Below are 24,409 nucleotides of genomic sequence, written 5' to 3'. Positions count from 1 at the left end.
ATGCTATCCCTTTTTAAATCACTTCTGTTGTGTTTTTTCTGTGTGTTGTGCATCTTGAGCATTCATACGCATCATGATTTTCTTTATTGTGGCATGATCAGCATGTTGTTGCATCGTAGTATTCAGTGCTGCTCGAGCATCTTGTGTTGTGAAATGAGCAATCTCGCCACCAATACCACTTGCTTTCTTCGCCCAAGCCTTTCCCTCAGCGGATTCATAGAATTTCAACGCTGCTTCTAATTCTTTTTGATTAAAAGTTTCCACATAACGTTGAACGATAAACTGCTTTCGTTTTTCGCTATTCAAATTCTTGCTCAAATCAACATAAAACTGCTCAGGAATATCTTTAGGCAGTCGCATACGAATTTGCTCGATAATCATTTTATCAGTGTTCTGTAAACCTTGTTCAGTTCCGTCCATTGATACGAGCTTCTGTGCAACGGTCTCTTTCTTTTTAATATCTTCTGCAAAAGTCGCTGTGCTTAACATTAAAGTTATTAAAAGCAAGCCTATCCTCATGATTTCTTCCTTGATCGTTATTTAAATTTTGAATCAATATACTCGAATTCTTAACAGAAATTAAAATTTAGAAATAAAAAAACCTATGTATTAACATAGGTTTTTTATCAAACAAAAAATTTATGAAACTAATTTAGGCTTACGATCCGCTTGCTCACCACGTTTATGGAATTGCAATACGCCATCGTTAAACTTAGCATCTTTTAGATCTTTACGATCTGCAAGATAGTTATTGGTAATTTTCCAAGGCGCTTGCTTACCTTGTTTTGGCATAACATCAGCTGCACGTGCGATATAACCAGAAGACAATTTACCCATAATGGTATCCTGTTCAAACTGACTTGGGTCAGCATGAGCAATCACTTCATCATAGCCATTCTTATCCATATGATTAATCAAGCGGCAAATATAATCAGCTGCGATATCAACTTTTAATGTCCAAGAAGCATTGATATAACCAATAATCATTGCCATATTCGGCACATCACTCACCATCACACCTTGATACAACATGTGTTTAGAGGTATTAAGTGGCTTACCATCGATTGAACCTTGTACACCACCCAAGATTTGGATCTCTAAACCAGTTGCTGAGATCACAATATCTGCTTCTAAGTGTTTACCAGATTTTAACTGAATACCATTTGCGGTGAATTTTTCAATTTGATCTGTTTCAATACTTGCTTGACCTTCGCGTAAAGCTTTGAATAAATCACCATCAGGAACGACACACAAACGCTGATCCCATGGGTTATAGCTTGGAGTAAAGTGTTTCATATCCACTTTACCTTTTAACTGCAACTCGATTCCTTTCAACAGCAAACGACGAACAGTTTTAGGATGCTTTTGTGCTAATGCATAAATTGCACGCTGCATGCCAATGTTACGAGCACGAGTAAATTTATATGCTGTTTCTTCAGACATGAATCGACGTGTCTTTTCATAAATAAAGTCAATTGAAGGCACTGTTGCGATATAAGTTGGAGAACGTTGCAACATGGTTACATGACCTGCCCCACCTTTTACCATTGAAGGAACAAGTGTAATTGCAGTTGCACCACTACCGATAATTACAACTTTTTTGCCTTTATAATCTAAATTCTCAGGCCAGTGTTGTGGATGGATAAATTGCCCTTTAAATTTATCTTGATCTTGGAATTGTGGTGCATAACCTTGGTCATAATTATAGTAACCAGTACATCCCATCACAAAATTAGCTGACCAAGTCTGCTTCTTCTTGTTGTTGTCTTCAATTTCAACCAACCACTTTTTCTTAGCAGAATCATAGTTTGCAGAAAGTACACGATGACCAAAGTGAATTTTCTCTTTTAATTTATTTTCAGAGATGACTTCACCTAAATAACCTTTAATTTCAGAACCGCTTGCTAAAACTTTTTCTTTTGCCCATGGTTTAAAGTTAAAACCAAAAGTAGACATGTCTGAATCAGAACGAATACCAGGATAACGGAATAAATCCCAAGTCCCACCAAAGCTATCACGACGCTCTAAAATTTCAAATTGGCGTTGCGGACAGTTCTTAGAAAGATGCACAGCTAACCCAATCCCAGAGATACCTGCACCAATAATTAATACATCAACTTGCTTTTCCATTTTTTTTATACCCTGTATAAACCATGTCTTTATTAAAGCACAAATTTGACAATACACAATGTCAAGTTTAGTCATTCATAGGTTTTTTTATATCAGTTCGGGACATTTTGAAAAAAAAGAGGGTAAAAAATCCTGAGATTTTTGCTTGGATTTGCTAATTTCTGAAACTGGAAATTAAGAATACATCCTTACTTTATTACAAAAAAATTAATTTAACTAATTAATATTTATAGAACATAAAATAGATTAAGGACATCAAATGTAGAGGCAATTTATAATGAAATTTTAATGTAAATAGGAACCTTAAATAATTCATATACCTTGTTTTGAAAACGAATAATCCTATAAACAAACCGTGAAGAGTGTGTACCATTGATTCCGAATTTATTTGCTGAAATTATACCAGCTCAATCTGCTGCAGGAATTGCATTAGGGTTAAATTTCAACACCTTTAAAGCAGTTTCAGATTTTCAAATCATTCATGATTATGAAGAATCAGACAACTTATCTTATGAGCAAAATAAATGGCTAGTTTTACACCGAAATTTAGTACAGCCAAGTGGACATCCTATTAGTGAAATATGTTGTTATTGGAATAAAAGCATTACGCTAACATTCAATGCAGATACAAATAGACTAGAATTCATCTATGTAGGCGAAGGATATCAAGGAAAATTATTAGGTTTGTTAGGAATAGGAGATCTGTTAGATTCAGTCAAAATACAATATAACTTTCATTTTGAAGGTGATAGACATTATCTTGAATATACGGAAGATAGTAGCCTGGCTGGAGAAATTATTCCTGTTGAGATAGAAACAAACTACAGAATAGCGTACTCAGAAGAATATTCAGACCAAATTATTCAAGGTTTCTTGATCTACTTGCCGCCAATTGAAAGGAATAATTTAAAAATAATTGCTTAACTTAATGCTCCATCAATACATTTGAATACAATGTCCTTAACCTTAAACAATAAAAAAGGTCGGTTATTACACCGACCTTTTTTGGAACAACTGACTGTTCTACACGTAGAAGTATTATTTTACTTCACGGTCAACGAGTTCAACGTAAGCCATCGGTGCAGCATCACCTGCACGGAAGCCCGCTTTAAGAACACGTAGATAACCGCCGTTACGCTCTTTGTAACGAGGGCCAAGAACGGTAAATAATTTACCAACAGTTGCTGCAGAACGAGTACGAGCAAACGCTAAACGACGGTTTGCTACTGTATCGTTTTTAGCTAAAGTGATTAAAGGCTCAGCTACGCGGCGAAGTTCTTTCGCTTTAGGCAAAGTTGTTTTAATTAACTCATGCTCAACTAAAGCATTTGTTAAGTTTTGGAACAACGCCTTACGGTGGCTGCTTGTACGGCCTAATTTCACACCACTATTACGATGACGCATGGTGATAGTCCTACTTAATTAACGGCTACGATAGGCAAAACGGTCATCCATACGGAGACTAGCAGGTGGCCAGTTCTCTAAACGCATGCCGAGTTGTAAACCTTTCGATGCCAAAACATCTTTGATCTCAGTTAACGATTTTTTACCTAAGTTAGGAGTTTTTAACAACTCAACTTCGGTACGTTGAACAAGATCACCAATGTAGTAAATATTTTCTGCCTTCAAACAGTTAGCAGAACGAACAGTTAGCTCGAGATCATCTACTGGACGAAGCAAAATTGGATCAACTTCTTCGCGAGGTTCTTGAGCAACTGGAGTTTGATCTTTCTGAAGATCAACAAAAATTGCAATTTGTTGTTGCAAGATTGTTGCCGCTTTGCGGATTGCTTCTTCTGGATCAACAGTACCGTTTGTTTCAAGATCGATCACTAGCTTGTCAAGATCAGTACGTTGTTCTACACGCGCATTTTCAACGGTATAAGAAACACGTTTAATCGGGCTATATGAAGCATCTAATTGTAAACGACCTACAGGGCGAGTTTCGCCTTCTGGGAAGCGTGAATCAGAAGTTTCGTAGCCACGACCTTGAGCAACTTTAAGGCGCATTTTTAATGAACCGCTAGAACTCAAAGTACCAATTAAATGATCAGGGTTAACCACTTCAACATTATGAGGTAAACGAAGATCAGCTGCTGTTACGTCACCTGCACCTTGTTTCTCTAATGTTAAATATGCTTCGTTTTGATCGAACAGTTTAATAGACAATCCTTTTAGGTTCAGCAAGAGCTCGACGATGTCCTGCTGCAAGCCTTCTAAAGTACTGTACTCGTGCTCGACACCTTCTATTTCTACTTCAACCACAGCAGCGCCAGGTAAAGAAGACAATAGAATGCGACGTAAAGCATTACCTAGAGTATGACCAAAGCCACGCTCTAAAGGTTCCAGAATCACTTTTGCCGAGGTCCCGCTCACCGCTTCGACCTTGATCGCTTGCGGAGTTAGAAACTCGTTTGCAGTACGCGTCATTTATTGCTACCTCAAGGATTATTTAGAATACAATTCTACAATCAAGCTTTCGTTGATTTCAGCAGGTAAATCAGAACGATCTGGAGCAGCTTTGAACGTACCTTCTAACTTAGAATGGTCAACTTCCATCCAAGCAGGGATACCACGTTGAGCAGCTAATTCAATCGCGTTTTTAATACGCAATTGTTGTTTAGCGCCTTCATGCACTGCAATTACATCGCCCGCTTTAACTTGAATAGACGCAATGTTTACACGACGACCATTTAAAGTAATAGAACGGTGACTTACTAACTGACGAGCTTCTGCACGTGTAGAACCAAAACCCATGCGATAAACTACGTTATCAAGACGGCTTTCAAGCAATTTCAACAAGTTTTCACCTGTTGCGCCTTTAACACGAGCTGCTTCTTTATAGTAATTACTAAATTGACGCTCTAACACACCGTACATACGACGTACTTTTTGTTTTTCACGTAATTGTAGTGAGTACTCAGATTGCTTTCCACCGCGTGCCTGACCATGTTGACCAGGTGCTTTGTTAGCTTTTTTTGTTTTGACGTCAAATGGTTTAACGCCAGATTTAAGTTGCAGGTCTGTCCCTTCGCGGCGAGAGAGTTTGCATTTTGGACCAATATAACGAGCCATGAATGTTTCTCCTTACACGCGACGTTTTTTAGGTGGACGGCAACCGTTGTGAGGAATTGGAGTCACATCGGTAATGCTGTTAATCTTATAACCCACTGCGCCTAATGCACGAACCGCAGACTCACGACCTGGACCAGGACCTTTTACAAGGACGTCTAGGTTTTTCAAACCGTAATCTAAAGCTGCTTTACCAGCAACTTCAGCAGCTACCTGAGCAGCGAACGGAGTTGATTTACGTGAACCACGGAAGCCTTGTCCACCTGAGGTAGCCCAAGCCAATGCATTACCTTGACGATCGGTAATCGTTACAATGGTGTTATTAAAAGACGCGTGAATGTGTGCAACACCTTCAGAGACGGTACGAGTGACCTTCTTGCGTGTGCGAGTATCTTTAGCCATCTTTTAGCTTCCAGAAATCTTACTTTTTAATCGGTTTGCGCGGACCTTTACGGGTACGTGCGTTAGTTTTGGTGCGTTGTCCGCGAACAGGCAAGCTGCGACGATGACGAAGACCGCGGTAGCAGCCTAAATCCATTAAACGTTTAATGTTCATGGAAATTTCGCGACGTAAATCACCTTCGGTCGGAACCTTAGCAACTTCTGCACGAATCGCATCAAGCTGAGCATCATCTAATTCACGAATTTTTGTAGTCTCAGTGATACCTACAGCAGCTAAGATATTCTTAGCAGTGTGGCGGCCGATACCAAAAATATACGTGAGAGAGATAACAGCATGCTTGTTATCCGGAATGTTTACACCGGCAATACGAGCCATTCAATTTTCTCCAAAAAGGCAGTCAAGATAATCAACCGCCCCACAAAAATCTTGAGGGGCGGATAATAACCTAATTAGCCTACTGAAATCAACAGGTCTTAATTAAATTAACCTTGACGCTGCTTATGACGAGGTTCTGCGCTACAAATCACGCGAATAACCCCATTACGACGGATAACTTTACAGCTACCACAGATTTTCTTTACAGAAGCTTGTACTTTCATGATGAAACCTCTAAGTGCGCTTATCCCTGAGGATGAGCAGTCGTTTTTCTCATTAACGTTTGATTATCATATTGATGCGAAGTTAGATGCGCTTGAAGTTGCGCCATAAAATCCATCACTACAACAACTACAATAAGCAATGATGTTCCACCCAAATGGAATGGAATACCAAATGAACTTTGTAAAACCATCGGCATTAAGCACACAACGGTGATGTAGATTGCACCAATAAACGTCAAACGATTAAGGATATGATCTAAATAACGAGCCGTTTGCTCACCTGGGCGGATACCAGGCACATACGCTCCGCTACGTTTCAAATTCTCTGAAACTTCTTTCGGGCTAAAAACAAGCGCGGTATAGAAATAACAGAAGAAAATAATTAACGCACCAAAGAGCATTAAATATAACGGCTGTCCAGGCGATAACACCAATGCCAAGTCTTGCAGACTACGCTTAATAATCCCTGCATTAGGATCAGCACTACCTAGCCATTGCCCCAAACTCGCTGGAAATAATAACAATGAGCTTGCGAAAATTGCTGGGATTACACCTGCCATATTAATTTTCAATGGCAAATGTGTTTGCTGTGCAGTAAATACACGACGCCCTTGCTGTTTTTGAGCATAGTTCACTGGAATACGACGTTGTGCTTTTTCAATAAACACAATCGCAGCTAAAACTGCTAAAGATAATAATCCAAATACAGCTAAACCAATTAAACTACCTTGACCATTTTGTACTGTTGTAAATGACTGAATTACCAAGTTTGGTAAGCCTGCCACAATACCTGCGAAAATGATCATTGAGATACCATTACCGACACCACGTTCAGTAATTTGCTCCCCTAACCACATCAAGAACATTGTTCCAGCAACCAATGAAGTTACCGCTGGAACATAAAATGCCAATCCCGAAGTCAAAGTAATACCCTGACTAATGAGACCAGCACACATCCCCACCCCTTGCACTAGTGCAAGGAATAAAGTTCCGTAACGTGTATATTGATTAATCTTGCGTTTGCCTTGCTCGCCTTCTTTTTTCAAAGCCTCTAACGAAGGGATCACTGTCGACATTAACTGCACGATAATCGAAGCAGAAATATACGGCATGATACCTAACGCTAGAATCGACATGCGTTCTAATGCACCGCCAGAAAACATGTTAAATAAACCTAAGAAGGTACCTTCATTAGCTTTAAAAAAACGTGCCAGCGCTACATTATCAATACCCGGCAACGGAATATGCGCTCCTAGTCGAAAGACCAATAACGCGCCAATTAAAAACATTAATCGGCGGATAATTTCACGATATTTCACATGAAATGGCTGGCCTTTCATCATGTTAACATGACCAGTAGAACTAGGAGTCATAGACACTCGAGATTACTCCTCGACTTTACCGCCAGCAGCTTCAACAGCAGCTTTAGCGCCTTTAGTCAACGCAACACCTTGTACAGTGAACGCGCGAGTGATTTCACCAGAAAGCACGATGCGAGCACGAATCTGGTCACGACGAACAACATTCGCAGCTTTTAAAGTTTCAAGGCTAACGATGTCGCCTTCCACTTTATTCAACTCAGACAAACGCACTTCAGCAGTTTTCAAAGCGATTTGGCTAGTGAAACCGAATTTAGGTAAACGACGATATAACGCAGTTTGACCGCCTTCAAAGCCTGGACGAGTACCACCACTTTTACGTGAGTTTTGACCCTTGATACCACGACCACCAGTTTTACCAACGCCAGAACCGATACCACGGCCTAAACGACGGTGTTCACGCTTTGCACCTTCAGCAGGTGAAAGTTCATTTAAACGCAGAGTCATGGCTTATTCCTCTACACTAACCATATAGTAAACTTTGTTGATCATACCACGGTTAGAAGGCGTATCTTGCACTTCTACAGTATGACCAATACGACGCAGACCTAGACCTTGTAGGCAAAGTTTATGATTTTTTAAACGATGCGAAGAAGATTTAGTCTGGGTAACTTTAATCGTTTTCATGATTGATTACCCTTGAATTTGTTCTACTGAAAGACCACGTTTCGCAGCGACTTTCTCAGGAGAAGTCATATCACGCAAACCTTTGAAAGTTGCGTTTACTACGTTAGCAGCATTAGTAGAGCCATAACATTTAGCAAGTACGTTATGTACACCTGCAGCTTCTAAAACGGCACGCATAGCACCACCAGCAATTACGCCAGTACCTTCAGAAGCAGGTTGCATGTATACACGGCTTGCACCATGACGAGCATTCACAGGGTGTTGTAAAGTAGTACCAGCAAGGTCTACAGTAATCATGTTGCGACGAGCAGCTTCAAGTGCTTTAGAAATAGCAGCTGGAACTTCACGTGCTTTACCACGACCAAAACCTACACGACCATTACCATCGCCCACAACAGTTAATGCTGTGAAAGAGAAGATACGACCACCTTTAACAACCTTGGCTACACGATCAACGGCAACCAGCTTTTCAACGAGACCTTCGTTTTGTTCAACTTTCGCCATGATTAGAACTCCAAGCCGCCTTCACGAGCAGCATCAGCCAAGGCTTTGATACGACCATGATATTTAAAACCAGAACGGTCAAATGCAACTTTAGTAACACCAGCTGCTTTAGCACGTTCTGCGATCAAAGCACCTACTTTAGTAGCCGCTTCAACGTTACCAGTAGTACCACTACGTAAAGATGCATCTAAAGTTGAAGCTTGCGCTAAAACTTTGCCACCATCTGCTGAAATAACCTGAGCATAGATGTGACGCGGAGTGCGGTTTACACACAAACGAGTCGCACCCAATGCACGGATGTGCAAGCGTGTGCTTTTCGCACGACGCAAACGGGTTTGTTTCTTTTCGTTCATAAGAACCTCGCGCCTTATTTCTTCTTAGCTTCTTTACGAAGAATAACTTCATCCGAATAACGAACACCTTTACCTTTATATGGTTCAGGAGAACGGTATGCACGGATTTCCGCTGCCACTTGACCTAACAACTGCTTGTTTGCTGATTTCAAAATGATTTCAGTTGCAGTTGGAGTTTCCGCTGTTACACCTTCAGGTAAAGCGTAGTCAATCGGGTGTGAATAACCTAATGCTAGGTTAACAACACTACCTTTAACAGCAGCTTTGTAACCTACACCAACAAGTTGTAGTTTACGTTCGAAGCCTTCACTAACACCTTTTACAAGGTTGTTCAATACAGCGCGAGCAGTACCAGCTTGCATCCAAGCATCTTTCGATTCTTTTACTGGAGCAAGTTGAAGTTTACCTTCTTCCTGTTTTAGCTCGACCAGCGCATGCAGGTTGAAAGACAATGTACCTTTGCTGCCTTTCACTTCGACCTGCCGGCCGTTCTGAGTAACTGTTACACCATTAGGTACAGTTACTGGGGCTTTAGCCACACGAGACATGAGGAATCACCTATTAAGAAACAAAAGCAATAACTTCACCACCAACACCCGCAGCACGTGCAGCGCGATCAGTCATGATGCCTTTGCTTGTAGAAACAATTGCAATACCCAAACCTTGCTTAACGCTAGGAAGTTTATCTTTACCACGGTATTGACGTAGACCTGGACGGCTTACGCGCTTAACCGTTTCGATAACTGGTTTGCCTTCGAAATATTTTAGCGTAATAGTCAAAGTAGATTTTGCATCTTCTTGAGCAACTTCTACATTTGAAATATAACCTTCTTGTTGAAGTACGTTTGCAATTGCAACTTTCAACTTAGAAGAAGGCATAGAAACAACTTGTTTCTTCGCCATTTGTGCGTTACGAACACGTGTTAACATGTCGGCAACGGTATCTTGCATACTCATTTAGTCGCTCCTTACCAGCTTGCCTTAACAACGCCTGGTACATCACCCTGCATTACTGTGTCACGTAATTTGTTACGGCTTAAACCGAACTTACGGAAGTAACCATGAGGACGACCAGTTAAACCACAGCGGTTACGAAGACGTACTGGAGATGCATTACGTGGCAATGCTTGTAACTTTAACATCGCTTCGAAACGTTCTTCGTCACTTGCGTTTACATTTGCAATCGTTGCTTTTAATTCAGCACGTTTTGCAGCGTATTTAGCAACTGTCTTTTCGCGTTTCAATTCGCGATTAATCATACCTTTCTTAGCCATATCGACCTCTTATTTGAACGGGAAGCCGAATGCACGCATAAGCGCACGGCCTTCGTCATCGCTACGAGCAGTTGTCGTAATTGTGATATCTAAACCACGAATACGATCAATCTTGTCAAAATCGATTTCAGGGAAAACGATTTGCTCTTTTAAACCCATAGAGTAGTTACCACGACCATCAAATGATTTTGAAGAAAAACCACGGAAGTCACGGATACGAGGAATCGCGATAGAGATCAAACGGTCCAAGAATTCGTACATTTGGTCGCCACGTAAAGTAACTTTACAACCAATTGGCCAACCATCACGGATTTTGAAACCAGCGATTGATTTACGAGCAAGTGTCACAACTGGTTTTTGACCAGCAATGAGTTGCATATCAGCAACAGCACCATCTAATAATTTCTTATCAGTTGCAGCTGCGCCTACACCCATGTTAAGAGTGATTTTTGTGATGCGTGGAATTTCCATCACATTCTTAATGCCAAGTTCTTCTTTTAACTTTGCTTTAAGTTCGTCATTGTAACGTGCTTTAAGTCTGGCCATTGCCTTTTCAACCTATTACTTCGCTGCCGCCACTGATTCACCATTTGATTTATAAACACGAGTTTTCGTGCCATCAATCACTTGGTAACCAACACGGTCAGCCTTTTGGGTTGTAGCATTAAAAATTGCCACGTTAGAGATATGAAGCGTTGCCTCTTGAGTAACGATACCGCCTTCAGCGCCTGTTACACGGTTTGGCTTTTGATGCTTCTTCACCAAGTTAAGACCTTCGACCTTAACTCGATCTTCAGAAACAGACAAAACAACACCTTGTTTGCCTTTTTCTTTACCTGCGATCACAATTACTTGATCGCCTTTTTTAATCTTAGCCATGATTGCCTCTTATAGAACTTCAGGAGCCAATGAAATGATTTTCATGAACTGTTCAGTACGAAGTTCACGAGTCACTGGTCCGAAGATACGAGTAGCAATCGGAGCTTTGTTGTTATTCAAAATAACAGCTGCGTTATCGTCGAAACGAATAACTGAACCATCTGGACGACGGATGCCGAATTTTGTACGAACAACTACAGCATTCATCACGTCACCTTTTTTAACACGTGCGCGTGGGATTGCTTCTTTTACAGTAACTTTAATAATGTCGCCAACAGAAGCATAACGACGATGTGAACCACCTAGTACTTTAATACATTGTACGCGGCGTGCACCACTGTTGTCTGCTACGTCGAGCATACTTTCGGTTTGAATCATTGCCCTACTCCAAAACCGAGCATCACCGGTCACAATTTCGAAAGGCTCAAAGAGTACTCGAAATTGTCCGATGATGCAACAAGAACGTCTAATTACTCAGCAGCAGCTTCAACTACTTCCACTAAAGTCCAAGCTTTAGTTTTAGAAATTGGGCGGCTTTCTTTGATGGTTACCAAGTCGCCTAATTTAGCAACATTGTTCTCATCATGAGCGTGTAATTTAGTTGAACGGCGGATTGATTTGCCATACAACGGGTGTTGAACGCGGCGTTCAATAAGCACAACAATAGATTTGTCCATTTTGTCGCTTACGACTTTGCCGGTTAACGTGCGGACTGTTTTTTCACTCATTGTCCGTTCCCCTGTTTTTCGGTAAGGAGTGTCTTGATACGAGCAATTGTCTTACGAGCAATTTGCACTTCGTGCGATTTGCCCAACTGACCAGTTGCTTTCGCCATACGAAGACGGAATTGGTTAAGCTGTTGCTCATCAAGCATCGCTTTCAACTCTTCTACCGATTTTTCACGTAGATCTTTAGTTTTCATTACATTACCGTCCGAGTCACGATAGTGGTTTTAAACGGAAGTTTAGCAGCAGCTAAAGCAAAAGCTTCACGCGCTAATTCATCGTTCACACCTTCAATTTCGTACAGGATCTTACCTGGCTGAATCTGGCAAACCCAGTATTCCACGCTACCCTTACCTTTACCCATACGAACTTCTAATGGTTTTTCGGTAATTGGTTTATCCGGGAACACACGGATGAAGATTTTACCACCACGTTTAATACGACGGCTAATGGTACGACGGCAAGCTTCGATTTGACGCGCAGTCATACGACCACGTTCAGTCGCTTTAATCGCAATCGAACCAAATGATACTGTACTACCACGATGCGCTAGACCAGTGTTACGGCCTTTGTGCACTTTACGGAATTTGGTACGTTTAGGTTGCAACATGGATTATTCTCCCTTGTCAGCAGCACGGTCACCGCGACGACCACGACGCTCTTGACCTTCACCACGACCACGACCACGTTTAGCTGGACGCTCTTCAGCAGGAGCAGGGTTCATGACTTGTTTCATGCCACCTAAGATCTCGCCACGGAAAATCCAAACTTTAACACCGATCGTACCGTAAGTTGTTTCAGCACGCATAGTTGCATAGTCGATATCAGCACGAAGAGTATGCAAAGGAACACGACCTTCACGATACCATTCAGTACGAGCAATCTCTGCACCACCTAAACGGCCAGAAACTTCAACTTTGATACCTTTCGCGCCAGCACGCATAGTGTTTTGAACCGCACGCTTCATAGCACGACGGAACATTACACGCTTTTCTAATTGAGAAGCGATTGCTTCAGCAACTAAACGAGCATCTAAGTCTGGGCGATCAATTTCGTTGATGCTAACTTGCGCTGGAACACCCATAATGTTGGTGAGTTCGCGCTGTAATTTCTCAATATCTTCGCCTTTTTTACCGATAACGATACCAGGACGAGCAGTGCTAATAGTTACTTTAGCAGCGCCTGTAGGACGTTCGATAAGAATATTGCTTACCATCGCATTCTTAAGTTTTTTAGTTAAAAACTCACGAACTTGAAGATCTTTAAGCAAGTATTCAGCGTATTGTTTCGGACTCGCATACCAGTTAGCGTTATGGCGTTTCACAACACCTAGGCGGATACCGATTGGATGAACCTTCTGACCCATATCAAACCCCTACCTTAACGGTGATGTGACAAGTACGCTTTGTAATACGATCCGCACGGCCTTTAGCACGTGGCAAAATACGTTTAAGGCTCATACCTTCATCAACGTAAATCGTAGTTACTTTAAGATCGTCAACATCTAAGCTGTTGTTGTGTTCAGCATTTGCAATTGCAGATTCAAGCGCTTTTTTAACAAGCACAGCTGCTTTTTTGTTGCTGAAGTTCAAAATATCTAGCGCGCGCGCAACCGATTTACCACGGATCAAATCAGCAACTAAACGTGCTTTTTGTGCCGAGATAGCGGCACCGCGTAATTTTGCAGTTACTTCCATCATAGCACCTATTAACGTTTAGACTTCTTATCAACACCGTGACCACGATAGGTACGAGTTGGTGCGAATTCACCAAGCTTATGACCAACCATATGCTCAGTAACAATTACTGGAACATGGTTACGACCATTGTGAACAGAAATTGTTAAACCAACAAAATCTGGAAGGATCATTGAACGACGTGACCAAGTCTTGATCGGCTTACGGTTGTTAGCTGCAATTGCTGCTTCAACTTTAGCGAACAAGTGTGCGTCGACGAATGGACCTTTTTTTAATGAACGAGGCATTATTCAGATTCCTTTACTTGACGCGACGGTCGCGAATAATCATCTTAGTCGTACGCTTATTGGTACGTGTCTTGTACCCTTTAGCTTTTTGACCCCATGGACTTACAGGTTGAATACCTTTGCTACGCCCTTCACCACCACCGTGTGGATGGTCAACCGGGTTCATCGCCATACCACGAACAGTAGGACGAACACCGCGCCAGCGTGAAGCACCAGCTTTACCCAATGAACGAAGGTTGCTTTCTTGGTTAGAAACTTCACCAATTACAGCACGACATTCAACGTGGATTTTACGCATTTCACCAGAACGTAAACGAACGATTGCGTAAGAACCATCACGACCTAACAACTGAACTGAAGTACCAGCAGAACGTGCTAATTGAGCACCTTTACCGATTTTAAGTTCAACGTTGTGAAGTGTAGAACCGATAGGCATATTACGAAGCGGTAAGCAGTTACCTGGACGAATTGGAGCATCGTTACCAGATTGTACTTTATCGCCAGCACGCAAACCTTTAGGTGCGATGATGTAACGACGCTCACCATCAGCATACAAAACTAATGCAATGTGTGCAGTACGGTTAGGATCGTATTCAATACGCTCTACAGTCGCTGGAATACCATCTTTGTTACGTTTAAAGTCAACGAGACGATAGTGTTGTTTGTGTCCACCACCAACGTGACGAGTCGTAATGTGACCGTTGTTGTTACGACCACCAGTACGTTTTTTAGCTTCAACCAACGGTGCATAAGGTGCGCCTTTGTGAAGATGGTCATGAACCACTTTCTCTACAAAGCGACGTCCTGGAGACGTTGGCTTACATTTTTGAATCGGCATAATTTTCGTCCTTACTCCGCTGCGTTTTCAGCGGTATCGCCCAAGTCAGCCATTTCTACATCTTGGCCAGCTTTCAGGGTGACGTATGCTTTTTTAACATCAGAACGACGTCCTAATGTACGACCAAAGCGTTTTGTTTTACCTTTAGTGATCGTTGTATTTACTTTCACAACTTCAACACCAAAGAGCTGCTCAACTGCTTTCTTGATTTCAAGCTTGTTTGCATTTAATGCAACTTTAAATACTTGAACACCAGCAGTATCACCTAAAACTTGTGCTTTTTCTGAGAATACTGGTCCTTGTAGGACTTGATATAAACGTTCGTTGTTCATCCGAGTTCTACCTCAATTTTCTTAGCAGCAGCTACAGACATGACAACTTTATCGAATGCGATCAAGCTAACAGGATCAATTGCAGTTGCATCCACCACATCTACATGTGGGAGGTTGCGAGCTGCAAGATACAAGTTCTCATCTACAGCATCTGTAACGATCAATGCACGAGTTGCATTTAAGTCGTTAAGTTTTGCAAGCAATTCTTTAGTTTTTGGAGCCGCAACAGCAAACTCTTCAACTAATACAAGACGATCTTGGCGAACAAGTTCAGCTAAGATACATTGCATTGCACCGCGGTACATTTTGCGGTTAACTTTTTGAGACCAATCTTGTGGACGAGCAGCAAAAGTTTTACCACCACCTACCCAGATTGGGCTACGAATAGAACCAGCACGAGCGCGACCAGTACCTTTTTGACGGAATGGCTTTTTACCACCGCCAGAAACATCTGCACGTGATTTGTGAGCACGAGTACCTTGACGACCACCAGCTAAGTAAGCTGTAACAACTTGGTGTACAAGAGCTTCGTTAAATTCACGTCCGAAAGCAACTTCAGACAATTCAACAGCAGAGCCGGAAACAGTTTTTAAATTCACAGTATTTCCCCTCAGGCCTTGATGGTAGGACGCACGATAACGTCGCCGCCAGTTGAACCAGGAATAGCACCCTTAACAACTAAAACTGAACGTTCAGCGTCAATAGATACAATTTCAAGACCTTGAACTGTTACACGTTCATCACCTAAGTGACCAGCCATTTTCTTGCCTTTGAACACGCGACCAGGTGTTTGGTTTTGACCTGTAGAACCTAAAACACGGTGAGATACAGAGTTACCATGTGTAGCATCTTGCGTACGGAAGTTCCAACGCTTAACACCACCTTGGAAGCCTTTACCTTTAGACTGACCAGTTACGTCAACAATTTGACCAACTGTGAACAAGTCAACACCGATAGAACCACCAACTTCACGACCTTCAAGCTCGGCTTCAGTAACACGGAACTCTTTAACTAAACGACCAGCAGCAACACCAGCTTTCGCAAAGTGACCTTTCTGAGCGCTAGTTACGCGCGATTCGCGACGTTCACCAGTAGTTACTTGAATTGCTTGATAACCATCAGTTTCAAGTGTTTTGATTTGCGTAATGCGGTTTGGATCGACTTCGATAACTGTAACAGGTACAGATACACCAGCATCTGTAAAGATGCGAGTCATACCACATTTGCGACCGACTAAACCAATAGCCATGTGCATAAACCTCTAAAAAAGCGGCTTAATTAACTTAGAGTTAATTAACCGAAAGCCTTAACCCAAAGCGATCTGAACATCAACACCAGCAGCAAGATCCAACTTCATCAATGCATCAACAGTTTTATCTGTAGGTTGAACGATGTCGATCAAACGCTTATAAGTGCGGATTTCGTACTGATCACGAGCGTCTTTATTGACGTGTGGTGAAGTAAGAACGTTGAAGCGTTCGATGCGAGTAGGCATCGGAATTGGACCACACACTTGTGCGCCAGTACGCTTAGCGGTTTCTACGATCTCTTGAGCAGATTGATCAATCAGACGATGATCAAAAGACTTCAAACGGATACGAATTCTCTGGTTAGACATACCAGTAAACTCCAAGCCAAATATATAAAGAATCACCCATGACGCACCTCACCTTTTGGCAAGTGTCAAGGGCAGTGAAAATCACTATGGTCGTGATCGATGCCACGACTGTAATGCGTTAACTACTTTCTTCGTAGAAAACGCCCTCCATTTGAGGGTCGCCCATTATAGCGATTGTTTAAGTCTTATGCAATTCTTCTTTTATTTTTTACCGTTAAAAAATCAATTTAAGCGCTTACAACATATTCAATTGCTTGATTAAGCAAATCGTTGCCTTGTTGAAATTTATTTTGGTTTGTTTTTTTGAGCTCAGCGATTGATTGAACAAATTCCCCATTAAATACAGCCATGTCTTCTTCATTTTCAATCAACAATTGCAATGCATGTGGCGTCATTTCAGGATGAAATTGAAAACCTAAAACATTACGTCCAATTTGATAAAGTTGATTTCTACATACTTCATTTTCTGCTAAACGGATACCACCTCTAGGTATTTCAAAGGTCTCGCTATGCCATTGCATAATGTTAATTTTCTCTGGAATTTGAAAACAATTTTCAGGTATGTGTGAAGCTCGACCAACATCCATCCACCCCAACTCTTGATATTGATTACGGCTAACCACAGCACCAAGTGCATTTGCAATTAACTGCCCACCGAGACATAAGCCTATAGCAGGCTTTCCTGATGCCAAATAACGACGCAACCATCTTTTTTCCAATTTTAACCATGGGTAATTTGCTTCATCATTCACACTCATCGTCCCACCCATGATAATTAACAAATCCACCTCATCTACATGTGGCAATGCTTCCAATTCCAATGGCAGGTCGACAGGCAAAGCAAAAAACTCTGTTGCCGTGATTTTTGCTTTATGTGCTTTCAAGAAATTGTAACAACTACCAAAACCTTCACCTGCGATGTGCTGAAAATAATGCACTCTTAAATGCGACTTCATGCGCTAAAACCTATTATCGTTAGAATGATACTAAGTCTTAGCAAAAATAAAGCCAGTTTCATTCAATCTATTTGATCTGTAACGATTGTGTACAAAACACCTGAACAACTAGCAGAATTGTTGTTTTTCTCTTAACCTAAATCCATCTATTGATTTGATTTAGCACCATGACTAAGCACCAAAATGCACAAACCAACCTTATTCACGCACCAAGAAAAGCCCCTCAATATATAGAAACTATTCAACCTCCCCTATATCGTGCATCTACCATTATTTTTAAAAGCACATCGCACCTTTTTGATCGTCATTGGACAGATCCCTATGACTATAGCTACGGCACACATGGCACACCAACAACATTTACGCTTGGCGATAACATCGCGCATATTGAAGGCGGTTTGTTTAGCTTACTGGCACCGAGTGGTTTATCTGCGATCAATTTAGTTAACAGTACTCTTTTAAATTCAGGCGATGAGGTATGGGTTGCAGATAATATTTATGGTCCAAATTTAGAGCACCTCAACAACCTTCAAACTCGTTATGGCATTCAAGTTAAAGTTTATAATCCGATTGATATTGATAGTTTCACACCTTCAGAAAAAGCAAAGTTAATTTGGCTCGAAGCTGCTGGTTCTGTCAGTTTAGAATTTCCTGATTTAAAAAAACTAGTCAAAAAAGCCAAGCAATTTAATCTTCTCATCGCCCTCGATAACACTTGGGGGGCTGGTCTGGCATTTAATGCATTTGATTTCTCTGATGAACATTTATCGGTTGATGTAACAGTACACGCCCTTACCAAATATCCAAGTGGTGGCGGAGACATCCTCATGGGCTCGGTTGTAACGCGCGATCAACATTTACATCATAAACTTTATCGCATGCATGCAACCCAAGGCATATCTGTTTCAGGTGATGATACTGCGCAAATTCAACGTAGTTTGGCGCATATGTCGCTGCGTTATGAACAGCAATCTCAAAGCACACTAAGATTATTAGATTGGCTAAAACAACAGCCCCAATTTATTCAAGTTTTACACCCAAGTCTTTCTGATTCAGCTGGACATCAATTTTGGAAAGAGGTTTGCACCACAGGCAAGAGTGCTGGCTTGGCAAGTGTAATCTTTGATTCAAGATATGATATGCATGCAGTGCGTAGATTTTGCGATAACTTAAAACTATTCAAACTTGGTTTTAGTTGGGGTGGCCCTGTAAGTTTGGTGATGCTCTATGATTTAAAACAGATGCGTGCATTGGAAAATACACATTTACAACAAGGTTTATTGGTTCGTTTCTGTATAGGACTAGAAGATCCTGCGGATTTAATTCAAGATATTCAAAACGCATTAAAACAACTGGAATAACTCTTATAATAGGTGAAGAATGAGTACACCCATCGTAATTGCAAAAAAAACCACAGATACAACACAAGATATTGTTCTACATTCTCAATTTGCTAACCGCCATGGTCTGATTGCTGGTGCAACCGGTACAGGAAAAACAGTAACTCTAAAAGTACTTGCTGAGAGTTTTTCTCGTATCGGCGTCCCTGTTTTTCTAGCAGATGCGAAAGGTGATGTTTCAAGCCTAGCCAAAGCAGGTTCAAGCAGCCCCAAATTTGATGAACGCATTAAAAGTCTGCATCTGGATTCTGTTCCATTTGCAGCCTCACCTGTTATTTTCTGGGATCTATTTGGCCAACAAGGACATCCTATTCGAACCACTATTTCTGAAATAGGCCCTTTATTATTAGCGCAGATGCTAAATTTAAACGATACACAAGAAGGTGTATTGTCCGCAGTATTTAGAATCGCAGATGATCAAGGCCTTCTCCTCATCGACTTTAAAGATCTAAAGGCGATGCTAACTTATGTCAGTGAAAATGCTGCTGAACTGAAAAATGAGTATGGCAATCTCTCTCCTGCCAGTATTGGTGCGATACAACGCAATCTGCTTGCGTTAGCAGATCAAGGTGGAGATCAGTTTTTTGGTGAACCAAGTTTGAATATTCTAGATTTTATTCAAACAGATACTCAAGGTCATGGTTATATCAACCTTCTCGCTGCAGATAAGTTGATGAATACCCCAAAACTTTATGCAACATTCTTGCTTTGGATGCTCTCAGAATTATTTGAGCAACTACCCGAAGTTGGCGATATGGATAAGCCTAAACTTGTCTTCTTCTTTGATGAAGCACATTTATTGTTTTCCAATGCTAGTCCAGCTTTGCAAGAGAAAATTGAACAAGTGGTTCGTTTAATTCGCTCGAAGGGTGTAGGAATCTACTTTATCACTCAAAACCCACTTGATTTACCAGAAAGTGTTCTAGGTCAACTCGGGAATCGAGTACAACATGCTTTACGTGCTTTTACACCTAAAGATCAAAAAGCGGTCAAAACCGCAGCCGACACTTTCCGAGCCAATCCTGATTTTAAGGTTGATCAAGCGATTACTGAACTAGCTGTAGGTGAGGCTTTGATTAGTTGTTTGGATGAACAAGGCACCCCTCAGATTGTTGAGCGTGGTTGGGTGATGCCCCCATATTCCTCTTTTAGCCCAATCACCCCTGAAGAACGACAGGTGATGATGGGGCAAAGTATTGTTGCTGGGGTTTATGATCAAGCCTTAGATCGTGACAGCGCTTACGAACTTTTACAGAAAAAAGTATTACAACAGTCTCAGCAAAAGCAAGCTGACGAACTCGCTAAGCAGCAAGTAAAGGAACAAGAAACCCTCGCAAAGCAACAAGCAAAAGAACAAGAGCGATTTGCCAAAGAGCAACAAAAAGCGGCAGAAAAAGCGCAACGTGATCGTGAAAAGCTCACACAAGACATTGTCGGTACATTTGCAAAAAGTGCTGCCCGAAGCTTAGGTGGTAGCACTGGACAAAAAATAGTGCGTGGATTACTCGGCTCATTATTCGGAAAATAAAAAAATCTCAAAAATAAGGGATAATTAATTATCCCTTATCTTTTTTATGGTTTTTATTATAAGATGTATTGCAAATACATTTTATAAGGTGTATTTTAAATATATCTTATAAAATGATAGTCCAGAGAGATCACTCATGACTCCACAGCAAATTGAACTCGTAAAAGCAACTGTTCCTGTCTTACGTGAAAATGGTGTCGCATTAACAGGTTATTTCTATAATCGTATGTTAGGAAATAATCCTGCACTCAAAGAAACCTTTAACATGGGTCATCAACGCAGTGGTGCTCAAGCTCAAGCACTCGCAGGAGCTGTTTTAGCGTACGCAGAAAATATTGAAGATCCATCTGTGCTTTTGCCTGTGGTGGAACTGATCGCTCATAAACATGTCAGCCTCAATATCCAAGCGCCTGATTACAGTATTGTGGGTGAAAATTTATTACATTCGATCAGTGAAGTACTGAATATCTCAATGGAAGATCCTTTGATTGCGGCATGGGCCGCTGCTTATGGACAACTAGCAGATTTGTTTATCAGCACTGAAAAAGCGATCTACGACCAACATCAACAAACTAAAGGCAGTTGGTTAGGATGGCGTAATTTTAAAATCGCTAAAAAAGTGGTTGAAAGTGATGAAATTACGTCGTTTTATTTAGCACCTGTCGATGGCGGTGATTTACCAAACTACGAAGCTGGCCAATATATTTCAGTACGTGTTTTTGTCCCAGAACTCAATCTGAGACAACCTCGCCAATACACTTTATCAACAAGCCCACAAGCAGATTATTTACGTATTTCAGTGAAACGTGAAGATGCGAAAGGTGAGCTTGCCGAAGGCTGGGTATCAAATACATTACATAGTTTAGCGGAAGGTTCTGAAATCGAAGTTTCTGCTCCTACAGGTAACTTTTATCTGATAGATAGTAAAAAACGTAATGTATTTATCAGTGGTGGTGTAGGTTTAACCCCAATGATTGCTATGCTGAATCAATTGGTTACTTTAGATATGCCACAACCAGTAACGTTTATACATGCATGTCGTAGCAGTCAAGTTCATGCTATGAAACAACATATTCATGATCTTAAAGCTAAATTCCCTCGTCTAAGCACATTTACGGCGTATGAATTTCCACATGATGGGGATGTATTCGGTGTGGATTATGAAGCAGCTGGTCGTTTAGATTTAGCATCTATGGATGCAGCACTATTGCCAACAACTGCTGATTATTATTTATGTGGTCCGATGCCATTTATGGCTGAACAACACAAAGCACTTGTTGCACGAGGCATTCCTGCTGAAAATATTCATAGCGAAGCATTTGGCACAGGTGGTGTAAAACTTAGCTAATTGATGCTGCGTTTTGTATAAGGCTAGCCTATGATAGACTAGCCTTTTCTATTTATCGCAATAGATTGAGTGAAACAATGCAACTCAATAAATTTACAGATTATGCACTCAGAATCCTGATGTATGTCGCTCGCCCGAGCGAGATACCTTACACTATTGCTGATATTGCAAAAGATTTGCATGTTTCACAAAACCACCTCGTTAAAATTGTACATTTCATGGGTAAACAACAATGGATTGTTACTACACGAGGCAAAGGCGGTGGAATTCGATTAAATCCCTCAGCACGGACACTTCGACTTGGTGAAATTGTCCGTGTTTTACAAGGTCATCAGCAAATTGTGGAATGCAATAGCCCCCCTTGCGTCTTGCGCTCTCAATGTGGTCTGAAAGGCATTCTCGATCAAGCACTTGAAAGCTTTTATCATAGCTTAGATCAATATACTTTGGGTGAAGTGGTTCAACACGGCATACTCCCATCTTCCACTCGATCAGATATTACATTCTTAGAACTGGTCCAAAAAGCTTAGATTTAGGATGAAGATTCGCACGAATCCAATACATCCTTTATAATGCTTATTGCTATTCAAATTCAAAAGTAAGCTTCTATGCACCGTAGTGAAAAATCGAAAGACACCAAAGCTAGACTCGCACCTAAAGAAAAAATCAGTTATGAGAAAAAGACTGATCCTGCATTAACCGCTTATGCAGTACAGTCTTTGAATTGGTTACGCCAAGCTGAATTTTTAATGAGTGCACCAAAACTTGCTTTGTGCGTTGAAGATACAGGCTATGAGATTGCATTTGCAGGTCGTTCAAATGCGGGAAAATCGAGTGCGATTAATGCCTTAACTAATAAAAAGCAATTGGCACGTGCTTCAAAAAGACCAGGTCGTACCCAAATGATCAACTTTTTTAGCTTGGGTAACCCTGATCAACGTTTGGTAGACTTACCTGGTTATGGCTATGCCGCTGTACCAGAAGCAATGAAAATTGTTTGGCAAAAAGAACTAGAAAATTATTTGATTCATCGCAAAAGCTTACAAGGCTTAGTTTTATTGATGGATATCCGCCATCCTTTACAACACTTTGATTTAATGATGTTGGAATGGGCGCATTCTCGTCATTTATTTGTTCATATTCTTCTCACTAAAGCGGATAAACTGAATCGAGGTCCAGCAAATAAAACCTTGCTCGACGTTAAACAACAATTGAAAAAAATGAAGCTCGACTTCTCAATACAACTATTCTCTTCTCTTAACCGAATTGGTCTAGAGGAATTAGCGAGCGTTATGGGTGGTCGTTTAAATTACACACTTGATCAAACGGTGGAATTTGACCTCGATCAAATCCCAGAAGCATCAGAAATTGACGATAAAGAATAAATTATGCATTTCATGCAACTTGATGCATAAAATAATTTTTAATTGTCCTGAATTGCTAAACACAAACACTAGGTAGTTTTCATATACTGCTTAGTGTTGGTTCATTGCACTATCGATTAGGACTAAAGATGAAATTACTATCATTTGTGAAGAACAAAGTTCTTGGTTCTTCGATTGACTATAAAATTCTCCCTCGAAAAGTAAAATTTGATTGGGAAAAACCCCTGTAGATTGGATTCCAAATCAACCTTTTGCTAGCTATTTTATTAACGAAATTAATAATATTTTGCCTGCTGGTGAGTTCTGGTTTTGCCGTTTGTACAACAAAGTACTTCCCGAAATCACTGATGAAAAATTAAAAGAAGATGTACAAGCTTTTATTCGTCAAGAAGCGATGCATGCTGTTGCTCATACCTCTGCGAATAAAGAATATCTCAACCAACGCAACATCGATATTCAACGCAACTTAGGCATCATGGATTTCTTATTTACCAAAGCTTTAGCTGATAAGCCTTTTGGTAAAGAAGTTCCTAAAATATTAGATCATCAATGGGATTTATTCCGTCTAGGTGTGATTGCAACCGTTGAGAACATGACGTGTGTTCTTGGTAAATACGCACTCTACAACAAACGTTGGGAAGAACTTGGTGCTGATCCTGAGATGATCGATTTAATTAAATGGCATGGTTCTGAAGAAATCGAGCACCGTACCGTTGCATTTGATCTTTATCGTCATTTAGGTGGTAGCTATATTGCACGTTACTACCTCAGCGTTGCGGTAATCGTTCTGGTACTTGGTTTGTGGGTAGATGGTGCTGCTCACATCATGAGCCAAGACCCTCGTTTTGCAGATAAAAAACCAAGTATATTCAAACCATGGATATGGTTAGAATGGTATAAGATTGGTCGTAAAGACAATCAAATTCTTCCAAATCCAATCTGGCTAGTATCACAACAAATTGATTATTTGATGCCTTGGTATGATCCTGTGAAAGAAGGAAGTACCCAAGATGCTGTGAATTATTTAAATAATTCACCTGCTGCTAAGCGTGCACTACAACATGCTGCATAAGTG

At 40.9% G+C, this 24,409-nt stretch carries 36 protein-coding genes and 2 pseudogenes; 7 read left to right on the top strand and 31 right to left on the bottom strand.

The genetic code is table 11. From position 1 onward, the window contains the following. Nucleotides 1–18: 18 nt before the first annotated feature. Nucleotides 19–519 (bottom strand): DUF2059 domain-containing protein, encoded by a 501-nt coding sequence (locus Q9Q86_RS15610; RefSeq protein ID WP_112987444.1) that lies wholly within the window; start codon nt 517–519, stop codon nt 19–21. A 120-nt stretch (nt 520–639) separates the two neighbouring features. Next, nucleotides 640–2,130 carry an NAD(P)/FAD-dependent oxidoreductase gene (locus tag Q9Q86_RS15605; protein ID WP_112987445.1) on the bottom strand — a complete coding sequence of 497 codons (1,491 nt, stop codon included), beginning with the start codon at nt 2,128–2,130 and terminating at the stop codon, nt 640–642. Between the two features lie 372 nt (nt 2,131–2,502). Here Q9Q86_RS15605 and Q9Q86_RS15600 point away from each other — a divergent pair, with 372 nt between their 5' ends. Next, nucleotides 2,503–3,054, top strand: coding sequence for a hypothetical protein (locus tag Q9Q86_RS15600; protein ID WP_112987446.1), 552 nt, complete (start codon nt 2,503–2,505; stop codon nt 3,052–3,054). A gap of 114 nt (nt 3,055–3,168) precedes the next feature. Here the strand turns inward: Q9Q86_RS15600 and rplQ are convergent, their stop codons facing one another. The 29 genes and pseudogenes from rplQ to Q9Q86_RS15455 form a co-directional block, all read right to left on the bottom strand. Next, nucleotides 3,169–3,534 carry a 50S ribosomal protein L17 gene (rplQ, locus tag Q9Q86_RS15595; protein WP_004641032.1) on the bottom strand — a complete coding sequence of 122 codons (366 nt, stop codon included), beginning with the start codon at nt 3,532–3,534 and terminating at the stop codon, nt 3,169–3,171. 18 nt (nt 3,535–3,552) lie between these two features. Then, nucleotides 3,553–4,560 carry a DNA-directed RNA polymerase subunit alpha gene (locus Q9Q86_RS15590; RefSeq protein WP_004660372.1) on the bottom strand — a complete coding sequence of 336 codons (1,008 nt, stop codon included), beginning with the start codon at nt 4,558–4,560 and terminating at the stop codon, nt 3,553–3,555. Nucleotides 4,561–4,578: 18 nt separating this feature from the next. Beyond that, nucleotides 4,579–5,205 (bottom strand): 30S ribosomal protein S4, encoded by a 627-nt coding sequence (gene rpsD, locus Q9Q86_RS15585; protein WP_004909337.1) that lies wholly within the window; start codon nt 5,203–5,205, stop codon nt 4,579–4,581. A 12-nt stretch (nt 5,206–5,217) separates the two neighbouring features. Further along, nucleotides 5,218–5,604, bottom strand: a complete 387-nt coding sequence (gene rpsK / locus Q9Q86_RS15580) for a 30S ribosomal protein S11 (protein ID WP_001040166.1) — start codon at nt 5,602–5,604, stop codon at nt 5,218–5,220. A gap of 19 nt (nt 5,605–5,623) precedes the next feature. Then, nucleotides 5,624–5,980 carry a 30S ribosomal protein S13 gene (gene rpsM / locus Q9Q86_RS15575; RefSeq protein ID WP_000090815.1) on the bottom strand — a complete coding sequence of 119 codons (357 nt, stop codon included), beginning with the start codon at nt 5,978–5,980 and terminating at the stop codon, nt 5,624–5,626. Nucleotides 5,981–6,087: 107 nt separating this feature from the next. After that, nucleotides 6,088–6,204 carry a 50S ribosomal protein L36 gene (rpmJ, locus tag Q9Q86_RS15570; RefSeq protein ID WP_000867907.1) on the bottom strand — a complete coding sequence of 39 codons (117 nt, stop codon included), beginning with the start codon at nt 6,202–6,204 and terminating at the stop codon, nt 6,088–6,090. A gap of 20 nt (nt 6,205–6,224) precedes the next feature. Beyond that, nucleotides 6,225–7,544, bottom strand: a complete 1,320-nt coding sequence (gene secY / locus Q9Q86_RS15565) for a preprotein translocase subunit SecY (protein ID WP_171053828.1) — start codon at nt 7,542–7,544, stop codon at nt 6,225–6,227. 45 nt (nt 7,545–7,589) lie between these two features. Further along, a complete protein-coding gene (gene rplO / locus Q9Q86_RS15560) occupies nt 7,590–8,030 on the bottom strand; it encodes a 50S ribosomal protein L15 (RefSeq protein ID WP_004909340.1) in 441 nt (146 codons plus the stop codon). A 3-nt stretch (nt 8,031–8,033) separates the two neighbouring features. Further along, on the bottom strand, nt 8,034–8,210 hold the full coding sequence (gene rpmD / locus Q9Q86_RS15555; RefSeq protein WP_000849088.1) for a 50S ribosomal protein L30: 177 nt from the start codon (nt 8,208–8,210) through the stop codon (nt 8,034–8,036). A 6-nt stretch (nt 8,211–8,216) separates the two neighbouring features. Beyond that, on the bottom strand, nt 8,217–8,714 hold the full coding sequence (rpsE, locus tag Q9Q86_RS15550) for a 30S ribosomal protein S5 (protein ID WP_004657688.1): 498 nt from the start codon (nt 8,712–8,714) through the stop codon (nt 8,217–8,219). A gap of 2 nt (nt 8,715–8,716) precedes the next feature. Further along, complete coding sequence (gene rplR / locus Q9Q86_RS15545) at nt 8,717–9,067, bottom strand: 50S ribosomal protein L18 (RefSeq protein ID WP_004641044.1); 351 nt, start codon at nt 9,065–9,067, stop codon at nt 8,717–8,719. 14 nt (nt 9,068–9,081) lie between these two features. After that, nucleotides 9,082–9,615, bottom strand: coding sequence for a 50S ribosomal protein L6 (gene rplF / locus Q9Q86_RS15540; RefSeq protein ID WP_005403248.1), 534 nt, complete (start codon nt 9,613–9,615; stop codon nt 9,082–9,084). A 13-nt stretch (nt 9,616–9,628) separates the two neighbouring features. Further along, entirely contained in the window at nt 9,629–10,024 is a 396-nt protein-coding gene (rpsH, locus tag Q9Q86_RS15535; protein WP_004909347.1) for a 30S ribosomal protein S8, read from the bottom strand. Between the two features lie 11 nt (nt 10,025–10,035). Beyond that, nucleotides 10,036–10,341 carry a 30S ribosomal protein S14 gene (gene rpsN / locus Q9Q86_RS15530; protein ID WP_001074624.1) on the bottom strand — a complete coding sequence of 102 codons (306 nt, stop codon included), beginning with the start codon at nt 10,339–10,341 and terminating at the stop codon, nt 10,036–10,038. Nucleotides 10,342–10,350: 9 nt separating this feature from the next. Continuing rightward, nucleotides 10,351–10,887, bottom strand: coding sequence for a 50S ribosomal protein L5 (rplE, locus tag Q9Q86_RS15525; protein WP_004909351.1), 537 nt, complete (start codon nt 10,885–10,887; stop codon nt 10,351–10,353). 15 nt (nt 10,888–10,902) lie between these two features. Then, nucleotides 10,903–11,220, bottom strand: coding sequence for a 50S ribosomal protein L24 (rplX, locus tag Q9Q86_RS15520; protein ID WP_004909354.1), 318 nt, complete (start codon nt 11,218–11,220; stop codon nt 10,903–10,905). A 9-nt stretch (nt 11,221–11,229) separates the two neighbouring features. Then, nucleotides 11,230–11,598 carry a 50S ribosomal protein L14 gene (gene rplN / locus Q9Q86_RS15515; RefSeq protein WP_004657680.1) on the bottom strand — a complete coding sequence of 123 codons (369 nt, stop codon included), beginning with the start codon at nt 11,596–11,598 and terminating at the stop codon, nt 11,230–11,232. A 92-nt stretch (nt 11,599–11,690) separates the two neighbouring features. Further along, nucleotides 11,691–11,948, bottom strand: a complete 258-nt coding sequence (gene rpsQ / locus Q9Q86_RS15510; protein ID WP_004657679.1) for a 30S ribosomal protein S17 — start codon at nt 11,946–11,948, stop codon at nt 11,691–11,693. Next, on the bottom strand, nt 11,945–12,142 hold the full coding sequence (gene rpmC, locus Q9Q86_RS15505) for a 50S ribosomal protein L29 (protein ID WP_004909358.1): 198 nt from the start codon (nt 12,140–12,142) through the stop codon (nt 11,945–11,947). The genes rpsQ and rpmC overlap by 4 nt, the downstream gene beginning before the upstream one ends. Then, complete coding sequence (gene rplP, locus Q9Q86_RS15500; protein ID WP_004641059.1) at nt 12,142–12,555, bottom strand: 50S ribosomal protein L16; 414 nt, start codon at nt 12,553–12,555, stop codon at nt 12,142–12,144. The genes rpmC and rplP overlap by 1 nt, the downstream gene beginning before the upstream one ends. Beyond that, nucleotides 12,495–13,311, bottom strand: a pseudogene (rpsC, locus tag Q9Q86_RS15495) (30S ribosomal protein S3). The gene rplP and the pseudogene rpsC overlap by 61 nt, the downstream one beginning before the upstream one ends. Before the next feature lies 1 nt (nt 13,312). Beyond that, the gene (gene rplV / locus Q9Q86_RS15490) at nt 13,313–13,642 is read right to left on the bottom strand and encodes a 50S ribosomal protein L22 (RefSeq protein WP_004683272.1); all 330 of its coding nucleotides are present in this window, start codon (nt 13,640–13,642) and stop codon (nt 13,313–13,315) included. 11 nt (nt 13,643–13,653) lie between these two features. Then, entirely contained in the window at nt 13,654–13,929 is a 276-nt protein-coding gene (rpsS, locus tag Q9Q86_RS15485; RefSeq protein WP_004641066.1) for a 30S ribosomal protein S19, read from the bottom strand. A 13-nt stretch (nt 13,930–13,942) separates the two neighbouring features. After that, nucleotides 13,943–14,767 carry a 50S ribosomal protein L2 gene (gene rplB / locus Q9Q86_RS15480; protein ID WP_004909365.1) on the bottom strand — a complete coding sequence of 275 codons (825 nt, stop codon included), beginning with the start codon at nt 14,765–14,767 and terminating at the stop codon, nt 13,943–13,945. An 11-nt stretch (nt 14,768–14,778) separates the two neighbouring features. Beyond that, nucleotides 14,779–15,099: a 50S ribosomal protein L23 gene (rplW, locus tag Q9Q86_RS15475; RefSeq protein WP_004877633.1), complete on the bottom strand. Its 321-nt coding sequence runs from the start codon at nt 15,097–15,099 to the stop codon at nt 14,779–14,781. Next, nucleotides 15,096–15,698: a 50S ribosomal protein L4 gene (gene rplD, locus Q9Q86_RS15470; RefSeq protein ID WP_004909368.1), complete on the bottom strand. Its 603-nt coding sequence runs from the start codon at nt 15,696–15,698 to the stop codon at nt 15,096–15,098. The genes rplW and rplD overlap by 4 nt, the downstream gene beginning before the upstream one ends. A gap of 11 nt (nt 15,699–15,709) precedes the next feature. After that, nucleotides 15,710–16,348 (bottom strand): 50S ribosomal protein L3, encoded by a 639-nt coding sequence (gene rplC, locus Q9Q86_RS15465; RefSeq protein ID WP_004909372.1) that lies wholly within the window; start codon nt 16,346–16,348, stop codon nt 15,710–15,712. A 57-nt stretch (nt 16,349–16,405) separates the two neighbouring features. Continuing rightward, nucleotides 16,406–16,717 (bottom strand): 30S ribosomal protein S10, encoded by a 312-nt coding sequence (rpsJ, locus tag Q9Q86_RS15460; protein WP_000070912.1) that lies wholly within the window; start codon nt 16,715–16,717, stop codon nt 16,406–16,408. 227 nt (nt 16,718–16,944) lie between these two features. Continuing rightward, a complete protein-coding gene (locus Q9Q86_RS15455) occupies nt 16,945–17,673 on the bottom strand; it encodes a type 1 glutamine amidotransferase (protein ID WP_112987447.1) in 729 nt (242 codons plus the stop codon). Between the two features lie 167 nt (nt 17,674–17,840). On the opposite strand from Q9Q86_RS15455, the gene Q9Q86_RS15450 reads away from it, so the two are divergent. The 6 genes and pseudogenes from Q9Q86_RS15450 (at nt 17,841) to Q9Q86_RS15425 (ending at nt 24,406) form a co-directional block, all read left to right on the top strand. Then, a complete protein-coding gene (locus tag Q9Q86_RS15450; protein WP_112987448.1) occupies nt 17,841–19,034 on the top strand; it encodes a PLP-dependent transferase in 1,194 nt (397 codons plus the stop codon). A 19-nt stretch (nt 19,035–19,053) separates the two neighbouring features. Then, nucleotides 19,054–20,601 (top strand): helicase HerA-like domain-containing protein, encoded by a 1,548-nt coding sequence (locus Q9Q86_RS15445; protein WP_112987449.1) that lies wholly within the window; start codon nt 19,054–19,056, stop codon nt 20,599–20,601. 136 nt (nt 20,602–20,737) lie between these two features. Then, a complete protein-coding gene (gene hmpA, locus Q9Q86_RS15440) occupies nt 20,738–21,949 on the top strand; it encodes an NO-inducible flavohemoprotein (protein WP_112987450.1) in 1,212 nt (403 codons plus the stop codon). A gap of 77 nt (nt 21,950–22,026) precedes the next feature. Further along, nucleotides 22,027–22,479 carry an Rrf2 family transcriptional regulator gene (locus Q9Q86_RS15435; protein ID WP_004964344.1) on the top strand — a complete coding sequence of 151 codons (453 nt, stop codon included), beginning with the start codon at nt 22,027–22,029 and terminating at the stop codon, nt 22,477–22,479. A gap of 78 nt (nt 22,480–22,557) precedes the next feature. Then, entirely contained in the window at nt 22,558–23,334 is a 777-nt protein-coding gene (gene yihA / locus Q9Q86_RS15430; RefSeq protein WP_112987451.1) for a ribosome biogenesis GTP-binding protein YihA/YsxC, read from the top strand. A 128-nt stretch (nt 23,335–23,462) separates the two neighbouring features. Next, nucleotides 23,463–24,406, top strand: a pseudogene (locus tag Q9Q86_RS15425) (metal-dependent hydrolase). Nucleotides 24,407–24,409 lie beyond the last annotated feature (3 nt).

Origin of the sequence: Acinetobacter sp. A22 (assembly GCF_030913345.1) — a bacterium.
Classification (GTDB): Bacteria; Pseudomonadota; Gammaproteobacteria; order Pseudomonadales; family Moraxellaceae; genus Acinetobacter; species Acinetobacter junii.
The sequence above is the reverse complement of the archived record's forward strand: the minus strand, read 5'-3'. Positions and strand labels throughout refer to the sequence as shown.